Annotated in this window: 22 protein-coding genes, 1 tRNA gene and 1 rRNA gene; 13 read left to right on the top strand and 11 right to left on the bottom strand. The window is 67.1% G+C overall.

What is annotated here, in order from left to right:
- Positions 1–8: 8 nt before the first annotated feature.
- Entirely contained in the window at positions 9–1019 is a 1011-nt protein-coding gene (locus J2753_RS10885) for a lamin tail domain-containing protein (RefSeq protein WP_209492077.1), read from the top strand.
- A 45-nt stretch (positions 1020–1064) separates the two neighbouring features.
- Entirely contained in the window at positions 1065–1757 is a 693-nt protein-coding gene (locus J2753_RS10890; RefSeq protein ID WP_209492078.1) for a molybdenum cofactor guanylyltransferase, read from the top strand.
- On the opposite strand, the gene yqeC is transcribed toward J2753_RS10890, so the two are convergent.
- Both yqeC and J2753_RS10900 read right to left on the bottom strand, forming a co-directional pair.
- A complete protein-coding gene (yqeC, locus tag J2753_RS10895; RefSeq protein WP_209492079.1) occupies positions 1758–2489 on the bottom strand; it encodes a selenium cofactor biosynthesis protein YqeC in 732 nt (243 codons plus the stop codon).
- Between the two features lie 45 nt (positions 2490–2534).
- Positions 2535–3380, bottom strand: coding sequence for a polysaccharide deacetylase family protein (locus J2753_RS10900; RefSeq protein ID WP_209492080.1), 846 nt, complete (start codon positions 3378–3380; stop codon positions 2535–2537).
- A 243-nt stretch (positions 3381–3623) separates the two neighbouring features.
- Between J2753_RS10900 and J2753_RS10905 the strand changes: the two genes are divergently transcribed.
- The 3 genes from J2753_RS10905 (at position 3624) to J2753_RS10915 (ending at position 5789) form a co-directional block, all read left to right on the top strand.
- On the top strand, positions 3624–4379 hold the full coding sequence (locus J2753_RS10905) for an archaeal proteasome endopeptidase complex subunit alpha (protein ID WP_209492081.1): 756 nt from the start codon (positions 3624–3626) through the stop codon (positions 4377–4379).
- A gap of 63 nt (positions 4380–4442) precedes the next feature.
- A complete protein-coding gene (locus J2753_RS10910; protein WP_209492082.1) occupies positions 4443–5597 on the top strand; it encodes a metal-dependent hydrolase family protein in 1155 nt (384 codons plus the stop codon).
- A 117-nt stretch (positions 5598–5714) separates the two neighbouring features.
- A tRNA-Glu gene (locus tag J2753_RS10915) sits at positions 5715–5789 on the top strand.
- 352 nt (positions 5790–6141) lie between these two features.
- On the opposite strand, the gene J2753_RS10920 is transcribed toward J2753_RS10915, so the two are convergent.
- Positions 6142–6303 carry a hypothetical protein gene (locus J2753_RS10920; RefSeq protein ID WP_209492083.1) on the bottom strand — a complete coding sequence of 54 codons (162 nt, stop codon included), beginning with the start codon at positions 6301–6303 and terminating at the stop codon, positions 6142–6144.
- A 31-nt stretch (positions 6304–6334) separates the two neighbouring features.
- On the bottom strand, positions 6335–6808 hold the full coding sequence (locus J2753_RS10925) for a hypothetical protein (protein WP_209492084.1): 474 nt from the start codon (positions 6806–6808) through the stop codon (positions 6335–6337).
- 149 nt (positions 6809–6957) lie between these two features.
- Here J2753_RS10925 and J2753_RS10930 point away from each other — a divergent pair, with 149 nt between their 5' ends.
- The 6 genes from J2753_RS10930 (at position 6958) to J2753_RS10955 (ending at position 11265) form a co-directional block, all read left to right on the top strand.
- On the top strand, positions 6958–8280 hold the full coding sequence (locus J2753_RS10930) for a ferritin-like domain-containing protein (RefSeq protein WP_209492085.1): 1323 nt from the start codon (positions 6958–6960) through the stop codon (positions 8278–8280).
- Positions 8281–8348: 68 nt separating this feature from the next.
- The gene (locus J2753_RS10935) at positions 8349–8630 is read left to right on the top strand and encodes an ArsR/SmtB family transcription factor (protein ID WP_209492086.1); all 282 of its coding nucleotides are present in this window, start codon (positions 8349–8351) and stop codon (positions 8628–8630) included.
- A 40-nt stretch (positions 8631–8670) separates the two neighbouring features.
- Positions 8671–8976: a hypothetical protein gene (locus tag J2753_RS10940; protein WP_209492087.1), complete on the top strand. Its 306-nt coding sequence runs from the start codon at positions 8671–8673 to the stop codon at positions 8974–8976.
- Positions 8977–9055: 79 nt separating this feature from the next.
- Positions 9056–9484 carry a hypothetical protein gene (locus tag J2753_RS10945; RefSeq protein WP_209492088.1) on the top strand — a complete coding sequence of 143 codons (429 nt, stop codon included), beginning with the start codon at positions 9056–9058 and terminating at the stop codon, positions 9482–9484.
- A gap of 48 nt (positions 9485–9532) precedes the next feature.
- On the top strand, positions 9533–10987 hold the full coding sequence (locus J2753_RS10950) for a hypothetical protein (RefSeq protein WP_209492089.1): 1455 nt from the start codon (positions 9533–9535) through the stop codon (positions 10985–10987).
- A gap of 2 nt (positions 10988–10989) precedes the next feature.
- A complete protein-coding gene (locus J2753_RS10955) occupies positions 10990–11265 on the top strand; it encodes a DUF7410 domain-containing protein (RefSeq protein ID WP_209492090.1) in 276 nt (91 codons plus the stop codon).
- A gap of 217 nt (positions 11266–11482) precedes the next feature.
- Here J2753_RS10955 and J2753_RS10960 read toward each other — a convergent pair whose 3' ends face one another.
- From J2753_RS10960 to coxB, 3 genes are read right to left on the bottom strand one after another with little or no spacing between them, the layout of a single operon-like run.
- Complete coding sequence (locus J2753_RS10960) at positions 11483–11752, bottom strand: cytochrome C oxidase subunit IV family protein (RefSeq protein WP_209492091.1); 270 nt, start codon at positions 11750–11752, stop codon at positions 11483–11485.
- Positions 11753–11756: 4 nt separating this feature from the next.
- Positions 11757–14252: a cbb3-type cytochrome c oxidase subunit I gene (locus tag J2753_RS10965; RefSeq protein ID WP_209492092.1), complete on the bottom strand. Its 2496-nt coding sequence runs from the start codon at positions 14250–14252 to the stop codon at positions 11757–11759.
- A 3-nt stretch (positions 14253–14255) separates the two neighbouring features.
- Positions 14256–14936: a cytochrome c oxidase subunit II gene (gene coxB, locus J2753_RS10970; protein WP_379810277.1), complete on the bottom strand. Its 681-nt coding sequence runs from the start codon at positions 14934–14936 to the stop codon at positions 14256–14258.
- A gap of 205 nt (positions 14937–15141) precedes the next feature.
- Between coxB and J2753_RS10975 the strand changes: the two genes are divergently transcribed.
- Entirely contained in the window at positions 15142–16827 is a 1686-nt protein-coding gene (locus J2753_RS10975; RefSeq protein ID WP_209492094.1) for an aldehyde ferredoxin oxidoreductase C-terminal domain-containing protein, read from the top strand.
- 250 nt (positions 16828–17077) lie between these two features.
- On the opposite strand, the gene J2753_RS10980 is transcribed toward J2753_RS10975, so the two are convergent.
- Positions 17078–17362, bottom strand: coding sequence for a ubiquitin-like small modifier protein 1 (locus J2753_RS10980; RefSeq protein WP_209492095.1), 285 nt, complete (start codon positions 17360–17362; stop codon positions 17078–17080).
- A gap of 38 nt (positions 17363–17400) precedes the next feature.
- Complete coding sequence (locus J2753_RS10985; RefSeq protein WP_209492096.1) at positions 17401–18591, bottom strand: redox-regulated ATPase YchF; 1191 nt, start codon at positions 18589–18591, stop codon at positions 17401–17403.
- Between the two features lie 115 nt (positions 18592–18706).
- On the opposite strand from J2753_RS10985, the gene J2753_RS10990 reads away from it, so the two are divergent.
- Entirely contained in the window at positions 18707–18991 is a 285-nt protein-coding gene (locus J2753_RS10990; protein ID WP_209492097.1) for a hypothetical protein, read from the top strand.
- On the opposite strand, the gene J2753_RS10995 is transcribed toward J2753_RS10990, so the two are convergent.
- Together J2753_RS10995 and rrf are read right to left on the bottom strand one after the other, a co-directional pair.
- The gene (locus J2753_RS10995; protein WP_209492098.1) at positions 18992–19843 is read right to left on the bottom strand and encodes a DUF7504 family protein; all 852 of its coding nucleotides are present in this window, start codon (positions 19841–19843) and stop codon (positions 18992–18994) included.
- A gap of 153 nt (positions 19844–19996) precedes the next feature.
- Positions 19997–20091, bottom strand: a 5S ribosomal RNA gene (rrf, locus tag J2753_RS11000); the annotation flags it as partial.

Genomic DNA, 20091 nt, shown 5'->3' on the forward strand with positions numbered 1-20091 from the left:
ACCCGGCCATGCGGCAGTCGACGCGCTCACTCGCGCTATGTCTGCTCCTCGTACTCGCCGGCTGTGCCGGTAGTCCCGTACCCACCGATAGCGGAGTGAGCATCGACGGCACGCCGTCGCCGACAGCGGCCGCCGCAGGAACCGTCGACGCCCCGCCCGCCGCAACGCCCGACCCCAACGGACTGACGGCTGAGGTGACCCGCGTCGTCGACGGCGACACGATAGAGATCCGTTACCCGAACGGCACTGTCGACACCGTGCGCCTGCTCGGCGTCGACACGCCGGAGGTCCACACCGAGAACGACCCCGCGGAGTTCCCCGGCGTCCCCGACACAGTCGCGGGCCACGACTGCCTGCGCCAGTGGGGTGAGCGCGCCAGCGAGCACGCAAAGGAGGAACTCATGGGCCAGACGGTGACGCTCTCCTTCGACGCCAACGAGCCCCGCCGAGGCTACTACGGCCGCCTGCTGGCGTACGTCCACGTCGACGGCGCGGAGTTCAACTACGGCCTGATCACCAGTGGCCTCGCGCGGCGCTACGACGACTCGCAGTTCCAGTACCGCGAGCGCTACGGGACCGCCGAGGACGCCGCCCACGCGAGCGGCGCGGGGCTCTGGGGCGCCTGCACGGACGGCGCAGCCGTGACGGCTACTGAGACGCCCATCGCCGTCGCCGACGGCGGGACGCCGCTCCGGATCGCCACGGTTCATCCCGACGCCGAGGGTGACGACCGCGCGAACCTGAACGACGAGTACGTTTCCTTCTCGAACGCCGGCACGGAGACGCTCGACATTTCCGGCTGGACGGTCCGCGACGAGGCCGACCACGTGTACACGTTCCCCGAGGCCGCCGAAATCGGGCCGAACGAGACGGTCACGCTCCACACCGGCAGCGGCGAGGACGGGAGCGGTGACTACTACTGGGGCCGCGGCAGCCCCGTCTGGAACAACGACGGCGACACGGTGATCGTCCGGAACGCGAGCGGCGGGACGGTGATCGAGCGGTCCTACGACGGCTGAGCCGGCACCGCAAACGACTTTCGGCGGAGTCGCCTCCCTCCGGGCATGCACTCGGCCGTGATCATCGCCGGCGGGCGCTCGACCCGGTTCGGCGACGACGACAAGGCGGTCGCCCCGCTGGCGGGGACGCCGATGATCCGCCGCGTGGCGGACCGACTCGAACCGGTCGTCGACGAACTGGTGGTGAACTGCCGCGCGGACCAGCGCGAGGCGATAGAGAACGCGATGGAGGGCTACCCGCTCCCGACCACCTACGCCCTCGACCCAGAAACGGATCAGGGGCCGATGGCCGGGATCCGGAACGGCTGCCGGGCCGCCGAGGGGGAGTACGTCGCCGTCGTCGCCTGCGACATGCCCTTCGTCGACCCCGAGACGATCTCCTACCTGTTCGACCGCGCGAGCGGCGAGGTGCCGCCGCCGGAGGACGCCGACGACGGTAGCTCATCACCGTCGTCCGCGATCGCCGACGACGAGGGGGAGCCACCGTTCGATGGCGCGGTCCCGCGACTCGGCGACGGGTGGTACCAGACGACGCAAGCCGTCTACCGGCCGGACGCGATGGCCGCGGCCTGCGACGCCGCGCTGGAGCGGGGCGACCGGAAGATTCTGGCCCCCTTGGAGGACCTCTCCTACGCCGTCGTGAGCGAGCAAGAGCTGGAAGCCGTGACCGATCTCTCGTCGTTCGAGAACCTCAACACGCAGGCGGAGTTCGAGGAAGCGGCCGAACGGCTCTCGTAGCTACTCGCGGATCTCACGGATCTCGGCTTCGCCCATCCGCGCGAGCACCACGCGCGGGACGACGGAACGGTCGGCGTGTTCAAGGATCGTGTCGGCGATCTCTCGTGCCACTTCGAGGTCCTCGTCGTCGTCGACTTTGTTCACCAGCGGGACCGCCGTCGCACCTGCGGGGACGCCCCGCAGGCCGCCGTCGGGGCTGGCAAGCGTGCGGCCGACGACCTCGGGCGTGATCTCGTCACCGACGTCGACGCCCGCCACGTCAGCGACGCGCTCGGGGCGGTGGACCATCTCCTCGTCCAGTGGTTCGCCGACGGCGTGGGCGCTGGCGATTGGGACCACTGTGTCGGCCGTCTCGGGGATCCGGGGTTCGTTCACGCCGGGCGCTTTGAAGTCGCGCATCCGGGCGCCGTCGGCTTTGACGAGGACGGGCCCGTCGTGGGATCGAGCGAGGTCCGTGACGGTGTCGGGGTCGTACCCCCGGTAGCGGTCCTCGAACTCCTGTTCGGGGACGAGGCCGAGCGGGAACTCGTCGGTGGTGATCAGCGTCGAGATCGGGTCCTCGGTGACCTCGACGTGGGCGACGTGCGGGTCGAAGATGGGGATGCGGACGGTGGCGGTGACGACGGCGCGCTCGGTCGCGTTCGCCAGCGCGTACATGGTGGTCTTCTTGCCGCCGGCGCCGACGAAGCAGGTCAGGCCGTCGGCGTCGAAGGCGGCCGCGAGATCGGTCATGGCTCGCTGTCGGGACCCGAGCGCCCAAACGGTTTCGACACCGACTCAGACAACATCGCTGACTCGGGCGAACTCCACGCCCGGCTTCGCGGCCATATGTTCGATCAGTTCCCGGAGCATCCCCGGGCGGGGGCTTCGGCCGCTGACCTGCGGGTGGAGCGTGATGACGTAGATCCCGCCGTCTTCGCCGGACTGCGTCCGGCTTTCCGAGGAGCGTGGCTCCTCGCATTGTTCATACATCCAGTCGAACTGTCGTCGCCAGTGGTCGAACACTGCCGCCTCGTCGCTGAACGCCCGATTCCCGGAGAACGCCAGCGCGGGGTAGTCGTCGCGCTGCCACGACACCGGCACCTCGGTGATGCCGACGGGGTCGCCCAGTTCGTAGGGGTCGTCGACGGGCGCGTGCTCCTCGCGGAGTTCGTAGGGTTCGAACTCCCGGGCCATCCCGCTCGAGGACCACTCGAAGCCGAACTCCTGCAGGATCGAGACGGTGTTCGGCGAGAAGTCCCACGAGGGCGAGCGGTAGCCGGCGGGCGCGGAGCCAGTGAGATCCTCGATGCTCTCGATGCCGCGAGCGACGTCCGCGCGCTCGGCCTCGCGGCTCTCGTACTCGCCGGGCGGGGTGTGGCTCCAGCCGTGGTGGCCGACCTCGTGGCCCTCGTCGACGACGCGCTGGCACGGTTCCGGGAACGAGTCGATGGTGTGGCCGGGGATGAACCACGTCGACGGTACGTCGAGGCGGTCGAACAGGCCGAGCAAGCGCGGGGCGCCGACCTCGGCGCCGAAGCGGCCGCGGGAGCGCTGGACGGGCGAGTCGCCGAACTCGCCGGCGTGGAGCCAGGGCGAGACGGCGTCGAAGTCGACGGTGAGACAGACGGTGGCACGGGTCATAGAGTGGGCCGGGGCTCGGCGCCACAAATCAGTACCGGCGAGCCGGAGGAGTCCAGTGTGGTTCTCTCCGGACCCCCGTCAGGCCCGCCGTGACGCGTCACCGGTTTCGGCCGCGAGCGGCCGCGACATCGCCAGCAGCGAACGGGGGAGGAATAGCCCGCTTAGGCAGGGTTTTTCAGTCGGGGGGGCGTAGCAGTAGTCGATGAACGACAGCGAAGCCGTCCCCGTGACGGAGGATCTCCAATGAGAGGGAACGACCAGCAGGCCTACGACCGCGGTACGTCGCTGTTCTCGCCCGACGGCCGCATCTACCAGGTAGAGTACGCTCGTGAGGCAGTGTCGCGAGGGGCGCCCAGCGTGGGCGTTCGAACCGAGGAAGGCGTCGTCCTGGCCGCACAGGCACAGGCGAGCTCCGAGCTGATGGAGTCCGAAAGCATCGAGAAGATCCACAAGCTCGACGACCACATCGGCGCCGCCTCCGCCGGCCACGTCGCCGACGCCCGACAGCTGATCGACTTCGCGCGCCAGATGGCCCAGAGCAACCACCTGCGCTACGGCGAGGCCGTCGGCGTGGAAACGCTCACGAAGTACATCACCGACCACATCCAGGAGAACACCCAGATGGGCGGGACGCGCCCGTACGGCGCCGCGCTCCTGATCGGTGGGATCGAGGGCGGCGTCGACGGCGAGAGCGGGACGCCGCGCCTGTTCAGCGCCGACCCCTCGGGGACGCCCCACGAGTGGAAGGCCACCATCATCGGCGGCGGCCGCGAGGAGATCCAGGGCGTGCTCGAGGACGGCTGGTCGGCGGACCTCACCCTCGAGGAGGGGCTGAAGCTGGTCCTCCGTAGCATCCGCGAGCACGAAGAGGAGATCGAGGCCGACGCGCTGTCGGTCTCGGCGATCACCGTCGAGGACGGCTACGAGGGCTACGAGACCGAGGAGGTCGCGGAGCTACTCGACGCCCTCGAAGCGGAGTCCGACGACGCCGACGAGTAACTCCCGCCCTCTCTTCTCGCCGCCACCCGACGCTTTAGGTAGTCGGCCCGTCCACGCAGAGTCATGCGACTACTCGAAGGCGGCACGGTTGTCGACGCCGACGGCGTTCTCGACGCTGACGTACTGATCGACGGCGACACCATCGAACTGGTCGGTGACGCGAGCGACGCGACCGTCGACGAACGCGTCGACGTGTCGGGACAGTTCGTCGTCCCGGGGATGATCGACACCCACGTCCACCTGATGATGGACGCCCGCCCCGACGCCGAGAGCCTACAGGGCGACAGCGAGGCGACGATGGCCTACCGCGCGGCCGAGAACCTCCGGAAGCAGGCGAAGGCCGGCGTCACCACCACCCGGGATCTGGGCGCCGCCGAGACCCTCGCCATCGACGCTCGCGAGGCCGTCGCCGACGGGCAGATCCTCGGCCCGCGCGTGCAGTCCGCGGGCAAGAACGTCGTGATGACCGGCGGCCACGGCCACTGGTTCGGCCGCGAGGCCGACGGTCCTCACGAGGTCCGGAAGGCCGTTCGCGAACAGCTGAAAGCCGGCGCGGACGCGATCAAGTGCATGGCCACCGGCGGGGTACTGACGACGGGCGCCCAGACCGGCGCGCCCGAACTCACCCCCGAGGAACTGGAGGCGCTGGTCGACACCGCCGACGCCGCGGGCGTTCCCACCGCGGCCCACTGCCACGGCACGCAGGGGATCAAAAACGCCGTGCTCGCCGGCATCGACAGCGTCGAGCACGGGACGTTCATGGACGAGCAGGCCGCCGAACTGATGGCCGACCGCGACACCTACTGGGTGCCGACGCTCTCGGCGCTGAAGGGTATCGTCGAGAACCGCGACGCCGGCATCCCCGAGCAGGCCGTCGAGAAGGGCGAGGACGCCGCCCAGCGCATGGCTGCCGCGTGGGAGTACGCGCTCGACGCGGGCGTCCCCATCGCGATGGGGACCGACGCCGGGACGCCGTTCAACCGCCACGAGGACGCGGCCCACGAACTCGCGTACATGGTCGAGTACGGCCTCGACGCCGAGGGCGCGCTGGAGGCGGCAACGGTCAACGCCGCGGATCTGCTGGGCCTCGACGACACCGGCCTGATCGAGAAAGGCCACCGTTCGGACCTGCTGGTGCTCCCCGAGAACCCCCTCGAGGACGTGCTGGCGTGGCAGTCCCCCGAGCAGGTGTACGTCGCCGGCGAGCAGGTTCGGTAGGCTGAGCCCCCCGCGTCAGGGCACGCTCGTACGGGCGCGAGGTCTGCGAATTCGCCCCACGGCGCCGAGGAAACACAACGGTTTTACGTTCCTCCCGATTACCGTTGGATGCGAAGCGCTCTGGTGGTGTAGTCCGGCCAATCATATCACCCTCTCACGGTGATGACCTGGGTTCGAATCCCAGCCGGAGCATTTCTGTCGACGCCACTGTTCGAGCGGTGAGCGTCGCGAACCGCGAGTCGGCGTCGACGCAATCGACGTGTGGGATTCGAAGCCTGTGAGTCGCAGCCCGGAAGCGCAACGGAGTGAGCATCCCGGACTGTCTTACTCCGGTTCGAATCCCAGCCGGAGCATTTCTACGGCTCGCAACGGTCGCGAGCCGTTGCCATCGATATCTGGGATTCCGAAGCAGGGAGTGGGAGGTGAGTGAGCGATAGCGAACGAACGGGAACGACCGTGGTTCGAATCCCAGCCGGAGCATTTCTGTCGAAGCAAACTTCCCAGCGATGCGTGTGCTTGACCGCGAGTCGACGACCGCCGCCGCTCAGTTGAGGTTGTAGTAGAACGTTCCGCCACACTCCTTACAGGAGGATTTGTACTCGCGCCTACTGCTCGTTCCGAGCTTCTTGATCTCGTCGGATTTCGAGTTCACGGTCGCGTTCGCGACTTCCCCACAGCGTGGACAGGCTACCTTGACAACGGCCATACGCGACACTGTGGCGCGGCGTGACAAAAGCTCACTCCTCGTACCCCTCCTCGTAGTCATCGACGTAGCCTTCCTCGTAGCCCTCGACGTAGCTGTCGTGGCCGTCGTCGTCGCTCGACCCGGAACCGCCCGTCGATCCCGAACCGACTGGGATGTCGTCGGTCACTACCTCCTCTTCCAGTGGGGGCAGGTCCTCGATCAGGTCCAGCGCGTCGTCGCTGAGCGCGTCGATGGTGTCGTCGCCAAGGGTGTCCAGCGGGTCCAGCGGATCCTCGCCCAGTTCGTGGTCCTCCAGCGGGATCGGCTCCCGGCTCTGCTGTTCGCGGCGGATCTCCCGGATCACCTCCAGATCGGTGGCCTGCCGCTCCGCCGCCTGTAGCACGAGGTCCGAGGCGTACCTGAGGTCGCGCTGGAACTCGGGACTGTGCGGATCGGTCGGCTGCTGGCGCTCCCGCGGCGCGCGCTTTCCCAGCGGATCGTGTGGGTTGTTCGGATCCAGTCCCATATCCCGCGATAAGGTGTGGCACCCCTTAGAGATTTGGTGCGTCGGGGACTTTGGCCGAAATTCCCCCTCGATACCCCCGGAGTTCCGCGCCATTTGTGTCAGAATTCGGAAAATACGTAAGAGGTGGTGGTGCGTTGAACCGAGTGACGATGTTCGACAGTAACTCCGGCGGCGACGACGACAGTACGCGAAGCAGCCGACGCCGGTTCGTCGGCGCAGTGGCGGCGCTCTCGGCGACGGGGCTCGCCGGCTGTTCCGGCAACGGCGGCACCGACACGCCCACGGACGAGTCGATGGGGATGGACACGCCCACCGCGACGGCCACCGACGAGCCGACGGAGGAGCCCACGGCGACGCCCCAGCCCCCGGCAGCCGACGTGCCGGTGCTGAACTACGCGCTGACCCTGGAGCACCTCGAGAACGTGTTCTACCGCGACGGCCTCGAGACGTTCAGCGACGACGAGATCATGAACGCCGACGCGCTCTCGGGGTTCAACGAGACCGTCCGGATGCAGGTGCCCGAGTACCTCCGGACCGTCGGCGCCCACGAGCAGGCCCACGTCGACGCGCTGACCGCGACCATCGAGGACCTCAACGGCGACCCCATCGGCGAGGGCGAGTACGACTTCGGCTACTCGACGCCCTCGGAGTTCTTCGCGGTCGGTGCCGCCCTGGAGAACACCGGCGTCGCCGCCTACGCCGGCGCCGCACCGAAGGTCGTGAACAACGACCTGCTGACGGTGGCGGCGGGCATCCACTCCAACGAGGCGCGCCACGCGGCGTTCCTGAACCTGATCAACGACGAGGCGCCGTTCCCGAACGCCGTCGATCAGGCGATGAGCGTCGACGAGGTGCTGGAGGTGGCGGGCCAGTTCGTCACCAGCGAGGTCGACCCGAGCGCCTACGAACTGGGCGACGAGCGCCCGAGCCATGACCGGAAGGCCGACAACGACACCAGCGACGTGGAAGTGCTGAACTACGCGCTCACCCTGGAACACCTCGAGAACGCGTTCTACCGCGACGGCCTCGCGGGGTTCAGCGACGAGGAGCTGATGAACGCCGACGTGCTGAGCGACTACGGAACGGCGGTGCAGGAGAAGGTCCCGGGTCACCTCGCGATGGTCGGCGACCACGAAGCCGCCCACGTGAGCGCGCTCACGGATACCGTCGAACAGCTCGGCGGCACGCCCGTCGAGGAGGCGAACTACGACTTCGGCTACTCGACGCCCTCGGAGTTCCTCGGCGTGGCGAAGGCCCTGGAGAACACCGGCGTCGCCGCCTACAAGGGCGCTGCGGGGACCGTCTCCGCCGACGCGGTGTTCGAGGCGGCCATCAGCATCCACTCGGTCGAGGCACGGCACGCGAGCTTCCTGAACGAACTCAACGTCGAATCGCCGTTCCCCGACGCCGTCGACGAGCCGATGTCGATGGCGGAGGTCCGCGAGGTTGCCGGCCAGTTCATCGTTGAGTAGGCTCGTTCGCCGACCGTTGGAAGGGCGGTCGGTGGGCTTAGGTAGGTCGGGCGGCTCGGGTGCACACGATGGAGGCGGCCCTCTGGTACGTGCTGTCGGGCACCCGCGGCGGCCCCAACCGGGCGCGTGTCCTCCGGGCCGTCGACGAGCGGCCGCGGAACCCGAACCAGCTCGCGGAGGCGCTCGACCTCAACTACGACACCGTCCGGCACCACCTCGACGTGCTGGCGGAGAACGACGTCGTCCAGTCGAGCGGCGACGAGTACGGCGCGGTCTACCTGCCGACCGACCGCGCCCGCGAACACTGGGACGTCGTCGAGGAGATCACCAGCGGACTGGAGCAACCATGAGCCCGAACACACGAACCGAGCCACGCTCGACGGGGGACCGATGAACGCGCTAGCGACCGCCGCACAGATCGCGGTCGGGCTGAACCTCCTCTTTCTCGGGAGTCTGATCTGGGTCTGGGGGCGCAACTACCTCACGCTCCGGTCGAAGCACACGCTGGGGATGCTGGTGTTCGCGAGCCTGCTGTTCGCCGAGAACGGGTTCGCGCTCTACTACTACCTCATCGACCCGGATCTCTCGGTCTGGTTCAGCACGCAGGTGCCCGACATCGCGTGGTACGCGATGCTGTCGTTCCACGTGCTCGAGGCTGCCGCGCTCGCGTTCCTGACGTGGGTCACCCTCGACTGACCACGGGGCCGCCCATGCCGGGACGAGAAACGAATCTTTATACCTTCTCCACGGCCATTCTTCCCTAACGGAGCGCATCATGGTATCGACGATCTACCTCGTGAGTGCGGCGCTGATGGCTCTCCTCCTCGTCGCCGTCGTGGCGGCGGTGGTGGGTCGGAACTGGAAAGCATACACACCGAAACTGGGGAGCGACAAGTCGGTCTGGAGCGCGCTCGCGGGCAGCGAGTCGGTCTGGACCCTGGCGTTCGTCGTCGTCGCGCTGGCGATGGGCGCGGGCGCGACGCTGTTCGTCAGTGGCGACACCTACTCCGCGTCGCTCGTGAGCCTCGGGGGCGCCGTCGTCGCCATCGCACTGGCACTGGCGTTCCTCTTCTACCTCTTCTACGGCACCTACGCGGCCGCGAAGGCCCGTGGGTTCCAGCGCGCGGCGGCCGTGATGGCCGGCTCGTGGGTGCTGGCCCTGCTGGTCGTCGGTGTCATCACGGTGCAGCTCGTCACCGCCTGAGCCGTTTGCGAAACGTTTCTGTCGCTTCCGCCCCGAGTTGGGAGTCACGTGAGCGTCCATCGACAGGGAGCGACAGCGGTCGCACGGCTGCGCGAGTACGCGGGGCGGCTGGCCGGACGGTACGGCCCCAGCACCGGCCGCCGCGGCCTGCTGACCCTCGCTGCGCTCGTCGTTCTCACGGCGCCGGCCCGGGCCCACGGCGGCCCCGGTATCTCGTCGGGCAACGTCGACACGCCGACGTGGCTGTTCCTGATGACCGGCGGCGGCGTCATCGCCGTCTCCTTCCTGCTCACGAGCTTCGTCACCGACCGAGAGCTCATCAGCGACTACCACGAGCGCCGCGTCCCCGTGCCGAACGGCGAGGCGGTCCGGCGCTGGGGCGGGCGGATCGGCGGCGCACTCGGCCTGCTCGGCCTCGTCGCCGTGCTCGTCGTCGGCGTTGCCGGCCCACCACAGGCCGGCCGGAACTTCGCGGTGCTGTTCGTCTGGGTCGTCTGGTGGGCCGGCTTCACCGCAAGCACCTACCTCGTGGGCAACGGCTGGCCCGCGCTCGACCCGTTCGGCCGACTCGCGGCACTCCTGCCGGACCGGTCGGGCGTCGACGTCCCCGACTGGGTGGGGCGCTGGCCCGCCGTGGCCGGACTCCTGCTGCTGGTCTGGCTCGAAGTGGTCACAGAAGTCGCCTCCGACCCCCGACAGCTCACGGCAGTCGTCGCCGTCTACGCCGTCGCGACGGTCGCCGGCGGCGCGCTGCTGGGCCACGAGACGTGGCGCCGGCAGTTCGACCCCGTCGCGGGCGTGTTCGACCTCTACGGCCGCGTGGCGCCGATCCAGCGCACCGACGACGGGCTGGAACTAGTGATCCCGGGCGCCGCGCTCACGGAGGTCGAGGCCGGCAGAACCACCCGCGAGAGCGAGGTCGGGTTCGTCATCGCGCTGCTGTGGGTGACGACGTTCGACGGCTTCGTCGCCACGCCGACGTGGCAGGCGATTGCGGCGCCGATTGTGCGGCTGGGACTCCCGGGTGAGTTGGCCTACTTCGCGGCGATGCTCGTGGGCTACGCACTCTTCTTCGGCGTGTTCTGGGGCGCCTCCAAGCGCGTCCGGACGAGCGGCCCGACCTACCGCGCGGCGCCGCACGTCGCCGCCGCGTTCGCGCCCGCGCTGGTGCCCATTGCGGCGGGCTATCACTTCGGGCACTACCTGCCGTACCTGCTCCAACAGCTTCCGGCAGCGGCCGTCACCGCTGCGGCGCCGCTCTCCCCGCCGATCACGCCGCCCGTGCTCGGGCTTCCGGGGTGGATAACCTGGGTCGGGCCGATTTCGGTGCTCGCGGGGCACCTGCTCGCCGTCTGGGTCTCACACTCCCGGGCGTTCGACCTGTTCACCGGGAAGCTACAGCCGATCCGGAGCCAGTACCCCTACGTGTTCGTGATGGTGCTGTACACCATCACGGGGCTCTGGCTGCTCGCACAGCCGACCATCGACGCACCCTTCATCTGATCATGACCGACACCACCACCGACGCGGCGTTCGACATCGACGGCGACGCCGAGCGCTGCCCGTACTGTGGCCGCCCGTTCGCCACCGACCACCTCCGCACGCTCCACGTCGGGGAGGCCCACGGCGAGACGATGACCGAGGAGGAGGCCGAACGCTACGCCGACGCCGAAGACCAGGAGAGCGACGACCTGTTCGTGTTCCACCTGAAGGTGCTGGGCGCGCTTTCGTTCATCATGTTCCTGTTCGTCTACAGCTACTCGTTCGTCTGGTCGGGATAGTCCCCGACCCCTCCGGTTCCGTTCTCCGGTCGACTGTCTCGCCGAGACATGTCTCAACGACGCCCGCGCTGGGCACCGTCGACGCCGAAACGGCTACCGTGCGTGCGTCGACGCCGCTACGGCAGTCGTCGATGCGGCGTCGTGTGTGAGAAGGGTATCGCGATAGCCGTCGCTGACCGACGAAGCGTGCCGAAAGAATCCGCACTGCGACGGCGCCTTACTGGATCGAGTACGACGCCGCGACCGTCAGTGCCAGGAAGCCGACGAAGCCCAGCATCATGACGTAGGTCAGCGAGCGGGGCTCCCAGACCAGATGCTGGAAGTATCCCGCGACGATCACCGCCTTGATCACCGAGAACGCGGTGATGAGCGCGAGCGCGAGCACATAGCTCTCCTCGAGCAGGCCGATCTGCTCGATGCCGACCTGCATCGTCGCGATGACGAACAGTGCCACGTAGATTCCGGTGTAAAGTTTTGTTCGTGCCATTGGTCTAGACGATGTAGAACAGCGGGAACAGGAACAGCCACACGATGTCCACGAAGTGCCAGTACAGGCCGAAGTACTCGAGCGTCTCGCCGCTGCCCTCCGAGTACGCGCCGTTCCAGGCCCGCCAGATGAGGTAGGCCGTGATCAGCAGCCCCGCGATCACGTGGCCCATGTGCAGGCCCGTGGTGAGGAAGTAGGTGGACGCACGCACACCCGAGTCCAGCCAGACGCCCTCGTGGAACAGTTCGAGCCACTCGATCCCCTTGTTCACGAGGAAGCCGAGACCGAGCACGAACGTGATCACGAGGCTCGCGACGATCCCCTTCCGGCTGTGTTTCTTCGCGGCGACCAGCGCGAGGATCACCGAGAACGAACTGCTCAACAGCAGGTAGGTGTTGACCAACCCCGGGATCGGGTTGTGCGGCACTGGGTGCCAGTTGGTCCAGCCGTAGGCCACACGGAGGAAGATGGATGCGCCGATGAACGCCCCGAACAGTACCACGTCGGAGGCCAGGAACACCCACATGCCCATCTTCGTGTTCTCGACGCCGCCAAAGGGCCACGTCTCGCCGAAGCCGCCCTCGTGGGCCGTGAAGTTCTCGTAGCCCATCGCCGAGATGGCGCTGATCAAGCCGACGACGCCGACGACCGAGGTCGCCTGGTAGAACAGACCCTCGAGGCCCGCGGGGTAGCTCCCGACCTGCAGGCCGGAGAGACCGATGACGGTGACGAAGGAGAACACGCCGGTCACGAACGGCCAGACGCTCGCATGGTCGACGTGAACCTCCTCGTGCTCCGTTGCGTGGCCGCCGTCGGTGGCGGCTGCGGCGCCGGAACCGTCGTCGTCGCTACCCAGGAACTCCAGTGCGCCGCTCGCGTAGCTGGGGGTCCCGGGGAAGTTCTCCAGCGGCGGCGGCGAGGAGACCGCCCACTCGGCGGTCGTCGAGTAGGGCCACGGGTTCGCCGCGGCGTCGTCGCCGCTGATGAGGCTCTTGGTGAGGTTGTAGATGATCAGCAGGAACGAGATCCCGAGGATCACCGCGCCCACCGACGCGATCCGGTGCCAGACCAGATACTCCGGCCGGTAGGCGAACACGCGCCGGGGCGTCCCCCACGCGAGGAACATCGGGAAGTAGAGCAGGTTGAACCCGGTAAAGAACACCGCGAAGCTCACCTTCCCGAGGAACTCGTTGTACGTCTTCCCGGTTATCTTCGGGAACCAGTAGAACAGGGCGCCGATCAGCGCCGTCGCCCCGCTCACCATCACGTAGTGGAAGTGCGCGACGACCCAGTAGGTGCCGCGGAACTCGTAGTCCAGCACGACCGCACCGAGGAACACGCCGGTGATCCCGCCGACGATGAACAGCACCAGCGCGCCGAACGCGTAGAGCATCGGCGTGTCCCAGCGGATCCGCCCCTTGATCAGGGTGTAGATCAGCGCGAACACCATCAGGTCAAAGGGCAGCGAGATCCCGATAGTGGTCGCCATGAACAGCGTCTTCACCTCGAGGTTGATCGAGGTGAGGAACATGTGGTGCATCCAGACGATAAAGGACTGGAGCGCCACCAGCACCATCGAGACGATGAACCACTTCCGGCCGACGATCCGGTTCCCCGAGAACGTCTGGAAGATCTCCGCCATCGCGCCCAACGCGGGGAAGAACACGATGTACACCTCCGGGTGGCCGAAGAACCAGAACAGGTGGGTCCACAGCACCGACCCCCCGTCCGTGGTCATCGCGAAGTAGGTCGTTCCCAGCAGGCGGTCCGACAGCAGGATCATACACGCGGCCAGCAGCGCCGCGAACGCGAGCAGCATCATCCAGACAGTGAGCAGCCACGACCACGTGAACAGCGGGAGGCTGCGCATCGTGAGCCCCGGCGCACGCATGCGGTGGATCGTGGTGATGAAGTTCACCCCACCGACGGTGACCGAGGCACAGAACGTGACGATGGCGAACACCGTCGTCGTCGCCCCGATGCTCGGCATGAACGCCGGGATGTTCAGCGGCGCGTACAGCGTCCATCCACCCGCGAACGTCGATCCCTGGAAGAACGAGGCAAACACCATCAGCCCCGAGGCCAAGTAGAGCCAGTAGGAGAGCGCGTTCAACCGCGGGAACGCGAGGTCCTCGGCCCCGATCTGGAGCGGGACGATGTAGTTCCCGAACCCGGTCGCGATCGGCGAGAGGAACCAGAACACCATGATCAGCCCGTGCAGCGAGACGGCCTGGTTGTACGCCATCGCCGAGAGGATCCCTTCACCCGGCGCGCGCGGCGCCCACATCTGGGCGCGGATCAGCAGCGCCAGCATGCCCCCGAAGACGAGGAAGAACATCGCCGTCACGATATAGAGGATGCCGACGTCCTTGTGGTTGGTCGTGATCAGCCAGCGCTTGATCGACCAGCGCGGCGGGAGGTGGCTCCCGTCGTCGTGGCTGTCACCCGGCAGTGCCGTGGCCGTGCCGCCGTCAGTTCGTGGTTGTGTTTCGTCAGTCATGCGTTACACCCCCGCTGCAGCGATGTTCCCGGCGGAGTCGTTCTCCGCGGACGCGCGCTGCTCCGCGTACCAGTCGTTGTAGGCTTCCTCCTCCATGACGATTACCCCCGCCTCCATGTAGGAGTGACCCTGCCCACAGAGCTCGTAACAGTGAGCCGTGTAGTTCTTGGCCTCGGTGGCTTTGAACCACGTTTCGGTGGTCTCACCGGGGATCGCGTCGCCCTTCACCGAGAGCGCCGGGATCCCGAAGTTGTGGAACACGTCGTCCGATGTTATCTGTAAGTTCACCTGCGTGTCCACGGGGACACGGAGCGTTCCAGTCGTGTTCACCCCCGAGTACTCGCCGTCATCGTTGAGGTAGTGGAAGTTCCAGCCGAACTGGTAGCCCTCGACCTCGACGTCGACGCCCTGATCACCGGTCTGGCCCTCGACGAACAACAGCGTGCCGTAGGTCCAGGCGATCAGCGAGATGACGATGATCGCGCTGAGGCTAAGCGAGAGGAACAGCTTCTTGCCTTTCCCCCCGCCGGTCGGCATCTCGCCGAGTTTGGGGCGCTCCTTCTCGTCGGCGCCGCCCCGGTCGCTGTACTTGTACGCATTTTTCAACATGTAGCCGATAACGACGGCTCCTACCAGGGTTCCGAGCCCCAGGAACACCCAGTAGATCTCGCTGAACACTTGCACCCGAGTTCCGCGGGGAATGAGCCCGCTTTGGAGCACGGATGCGGCTATGGCATCAGGTATCATCGGCGGCCTTGATACAGGTACTCGCCACGCTCCGACCTTAGTGGTTTCGAACGCTCACGCACGCGCGCGAGATGGCTCCGCCGGACTGGGATTCGCTCGTTGAGAGATAGGCATAAGTCGTGTGAAACCGAACCAATGGAGTATGCTTCACGCAGAGGGCCCGATGCTCACCATCGATGTCGGCGACCGAAGCGCCACCGCCGTCGACATCGACGACGTGCTCGAAAACACCATCGGCGGCCGTGCGACCGCGACCGCACTCGCCCATGATCGCATCCCGTACGACGCCGACCCGTTCGGCCCGGAGAACCGTGCGTACCTCTCGACCGGGCCGATGCAGATGAGCCGGATGTCCTTCACCGGCCGGATGAACATGACCGGCCTCTCGCCGCTGACTGACGGCCTCGTCTCGACGAACGCCGGCGGCTACCTCTCGCGGAACTTCACGGGCGCCGGCCTCTCGGTGCTCGAACTCACCGGCCAGAGCGACGAGCTGCTCGCGATCCACGTCACCGACGGCCCCAACGGCCCGGAAGTCGAGTTCGAGGAAGTGCCCGAACTGGAGGGCGCCGAAACCAGCCGGGTCTCGGGATACATGGACACCCACCACGACCTCGGGCCGGAGAACTGCATCACCATCGGCCCCGCCGGCGAGAACCTCGTGCGCTTTGCTTCGGTGATGACGTTCGACTCCCGGGCGTTCGGCCGCGGCGGCATCGGCGCCGTCCTCGGGTCGAAGAACGTCAAGTGCGTCACGTTCGAGGGCGACTCCAGCCCCGAGATCGAGATCCCGGACCCGCCGGCGATGGACGTCCACCGCGAGGCCGCGACCAGTGACGACCTGATGCGGCGACAGGGGACCACGGGCAACACCGAGTTCATCAACGACAACTTCTCGATCCCGACGCGCTACTTCGACGACTACGAGTTCGAGAGCATCGCGAACATCGGCGGCAACGCCGTCGAGGAGAAGAAGTACAAGAAAGGCGCCTGCTCGCAGTGTGCCTACGCCTGCAAGCTTCCCACGAAAGACGAGGAGCGCGGCGTCGAAACCGAGGGGCCGGAGTTCGAGACGGTGTACTCCTTTGGCACCTGCCAGGGCGTCGACGACATCGTTGACGTGATGATCTCGAACGAACTCTGTGACGAACTCGGCATGGACACCATCTCCGCGGGCGTCACCGTCGCGGCCTATCTCAAGAGCGAAGACGCGTTCGGGAACGCCGATCTCGCTCACGAGACCTTAGAGAAGATCGCCCACCGCGAAGGGATCGGCGACGTGCTCGCGGAGGGGACTGCCCGCGCCCACGAGGAGTTGGGGGTCAACAACTACACCGTGAAGGGGATGGAGTTCGCCGCCCACGACGGCCGCACGCTCCACGGACAGGGGCTCTCCTACGCCGTCGCTAACCGCGGCGCCGACCACATGTACGGCGGGATGCTCGGCCTGGAGTACTCGGGCGAGGTCGATCCGGAGGGGACGCTCGGCAAGGCCGAGACGCTCGTCGGCCTCGAGAACCACAACGTCGTCCGGGACTCCGGGGTCGTCTGTGCGTTCGGCGGCGACTACCTCACCGACGAGCGCCTCGAACAGCTGCTCGACGCCGACTACGAGGACCTGCAGGCTCTCGGCGCCAGAACCATCGAGCGCGAGCGCCACTTCAACAACAAGCGCGGCAAGGACGTCGAGGACGACGACCTCCCCTACGACATCCCGGATCTCGCCGACGCCGTCCAGGAGTACTACGAAGCGCGCGGCTGGAACGAGGACGGCACTGTCCCGGACGCGTCGGTCGATTCGGTCGCCCCGGCGCCGGCCGACGACTGAGCGTTAACGAGGGCGAATCCCTCGTTCGCCAACCAGAACGCGAAGCGTTCTGGTGACGCTGACGAGCGATGCTCGTCTGCCAGCAGGAAGGCAGCGCCGTCCTGCGACGTTGCCGAGAATCCGTGATTCTCGGCTACCTCCCGGACGTAGTCCGGCAACGGCGACAGCCAGCCGCGACGGTGGGACGACTAAGCGGCGACAGCCAGCCGCGACGGTGTGACGACTAAGCAGTCGCTACTCGCCCCCTCGACTACCCGCCGTACACCGAGGGGACGATTCGGACCACGTCGCTCGCTTCGAGTTCTGTCGCGAGACCGTCGAGGTGAGTGATGTTCTTCTCGTTGACCGAGACCACTGTCGAACCCACAGTGCCGTCGCTGTCCGGGTCGACGATCCGTCCCTCGAGGGACGGGTAGTCGGCTTCCAGCTCCCGGAGCAGTTCGCCTACTGTCGTCCCCGGGTCGTACTCGCCGCCGACATCCTCGGCGCCGGCGTCGTCGCGGAACGGGCCGAACAGTTTAGACTCGACTTGCACGGGCCGACGAAGGGCCGGCGGCGAAAAGTAGCCAGCGATCAGCCGGTGGTGACGATCTCGATCACGTCGCGGTGGGCGAGACCGTGGTCGGAGCCGACCTGCCGGCCCGAGCGGCAGTCGATGCCGTGGAGTAGGCCGTCGCCGACGTCGGAGTGGATGGTGTAGGCGAAGTCTTCGACGGTGCCACTCTCGGGGAGAATGAAGCAGTCACGGAAGACGCCCTTCTCGTCCTTCGACCCGTTGGCGCTGCCCGGGAACACGCCCATGCAGCCAAGCGTGTCGAACAGGGCCGTCTCGAGGGCCTTCTGCACGCCGGCGCCGTCGTACTCGGTCGTGAACGCCCGGATCTGTTCGAGGCCCGCCTCCTGTTCAGCGCTGATGTCGCCGACGATGTCGAAGTCGGCGTCGCCGGCCGTGTAGTCGACGACGCCCCCCTCGCTCGCCTTCTTCAGGGACTTCTCGGCGTGGGCGCTCACGGGCACGAAGTCGAGGTGGTCGTACTGTTCCTCCTCGGTGATCTCGGCCCAGTTCTCCTGGGCCGCGGGCATGTCCATCTTGTTGGCCGCGATGACGATGGGTTTGGTGCGCTTGCGGATCTCGCGAGCCAGTTCCTCGCGCTGCTCGTCGTCCCACTCCTCGGGATCGAAGCCGATCCCCTGCCCGAGGATGATCTGCTTGATCTCCTCGGCGATGATGCCGAAGGCGTCCATCTGCTCGCCGAGTGCCTCCTCCACGTCGCCCTCGCCGCCGTGGTAGCCCGTGAGGTGGCGCTCGATCCCCTTGTTCAGCACGTCGAGATACCACATGTCGATCTCGTTTTCGAGGAACGCGATGTCTTCGCGCGGGTCGTGGCCTTCGGTGGCCTCGCCCTCGATGTCGGTCTCGCCCGAGAAGTCGACGACGTGAACCAGTACGTCGGTCTCGTTGAGGTCCGCGAGGAACTGGTTGCCCAGCCCCTTGCCCTCGTGGGCGCCGGGGATGAGGCCGGCAACGTCGACGAGTTTGACCGGGACGAACCGGGTACCGTCGTCGCAGTAGCCGACGCTGGGGGTGCAGGTCTCGTCGAACTCCGGGGCCGCACAGTCCACGCGCACGTACGCCTCACCCATGCTCGGGTCGATTGTCGTGAACGGGTAGGCCCCCTCGGGCACGTCGTTCATCGTCGCCGCGTTGAACAGCGTCGACTTGCCCACCGAGGGCTTGCCGACGAGTCCGATCCGGTAGCTCATTGCAACGGCCGATGTGGTTGCCGGACAAAAGCACGCCCATCGGGGGGCGCAGCGGCTGACAACATCACACATGGCGAGCCGGAGGGGATTTGCCGACGCGGACCCGACGGTCGGTATGAGCGACGACGAAGCCGGCGATACGTTCGGCGTCGGCATCCGCGTGACCAAGACGGAACTGCGCGTGGTCGTGCAGGTCCCCTCCGACATCGACTCGGGATGGACCGATCCGGAGTCGTTCCAGCGGCTGGTCGAAGAACGGCTCTGGGATCAGCTCGACCAGGAAGAAACGTTGCAGGCCGTCGCGACGACCACTGATCCGGGCGAGACGGCGATGCTCGGGACAGTGACGCTCCAGCCGGACGGGACTGTGGTAACGAGCGACCTCGCCGTGCCGGCGTAGCTACTCGGGAAGCGCGTCGACAGCGAGTCCGAGTTCCGCGGCGCGGTCGGGGTCGTAGCTGCGCAGGTCGTACCGGTTCGGGCCGTTGGTGTCCGCACGCAACGACAGTGCATCGAGTCTGGCGAACGCTGACAGCGTCGCGCCGAGCATCCGCGAGGAGATGTCGGTGCCAGCATCGAGTTGGCCTGCCTGGACGAACGACCGGTCGGCCCGTTCGAGCGCCGCGAGCGCGTCACGCCAGTAACTCCGGAAGTAGCCGAACGTTGTCGGATCGGCCATTCTGAGCCGGCGGACGGCGGTGGGGGCGTCGGTGTCGTACGTAGGCTGGCCGGCAGTCTCCTCGAGGATGCTCCCGAACGCAGCGGTCGCGCGCGGTGGACAGTCCGCGTCGGCCGTCGCGACGAGCCCTGACTCCTCAGTGGCGGTGCGGCCCCGGAGCCACCTGAGAAGTTCCTCGATGGCTTCTCGGTCCGCGTCCGCGAGCAGTTCACCCAGTGAGTCGATGTAGACGACGGTGCCGTTCTGGCCCGACTCCCAGCCGCCAAGATATCGTTCGAGGAGCGGACGGAGTTGGTCCGGCTCTATCGGTCGTTCGAGGGTCGAAACGGCGAGGTCGTCGTTGACCACCGTCGTCTGGGTGGCCGCTGCCCCGCGGGAGAACTCGAAGCAGTCGACGATACCGGTCTGTTCAGCGCGGTCGTCGGATCGCTGCCACCGGCGATGCCACTCGTCGGCGGTCGAATCGGTGAGAACCGCGAGCACGTTCCGGCCCGCCGCGTGCTCGCGGAGTTCGCGCATCGCTCGCTTGGCGCCGAAGGCGAGTCGTTCCGGGCCGTCGACGCCGAGCGTCATTATGTCGGTTACAACAACTGATCGGGCATAAAAATATGGGTCGCGGAAGGATACTGGATCCTCGCGGCGTATCGAAACTGATCGCTCTGGATTACGTATGTGAGCGGTCGCGAACGCTACCGCTCGAACGGGTTGGGAATGCCGCAATGAATAGAGAGACAGCGAGTCGTGTTTTCCAGCGGGTCGCCCACGCCAGTACTCCACCACACGTGGGTGAGCTTAACTTCCGTGTTCGGGATGGGTACGGG

The sequence above is a fragment of the Halolamina salifodinae genome, assembly GCF_017874235.1.
GTDB classification, from domain to species: domain Archaea; phylum Halobacteriota; class Halobacteria; order Halobacteriales; family Haloferacaceae; genus Halolamina; species Halolamina salifodinae.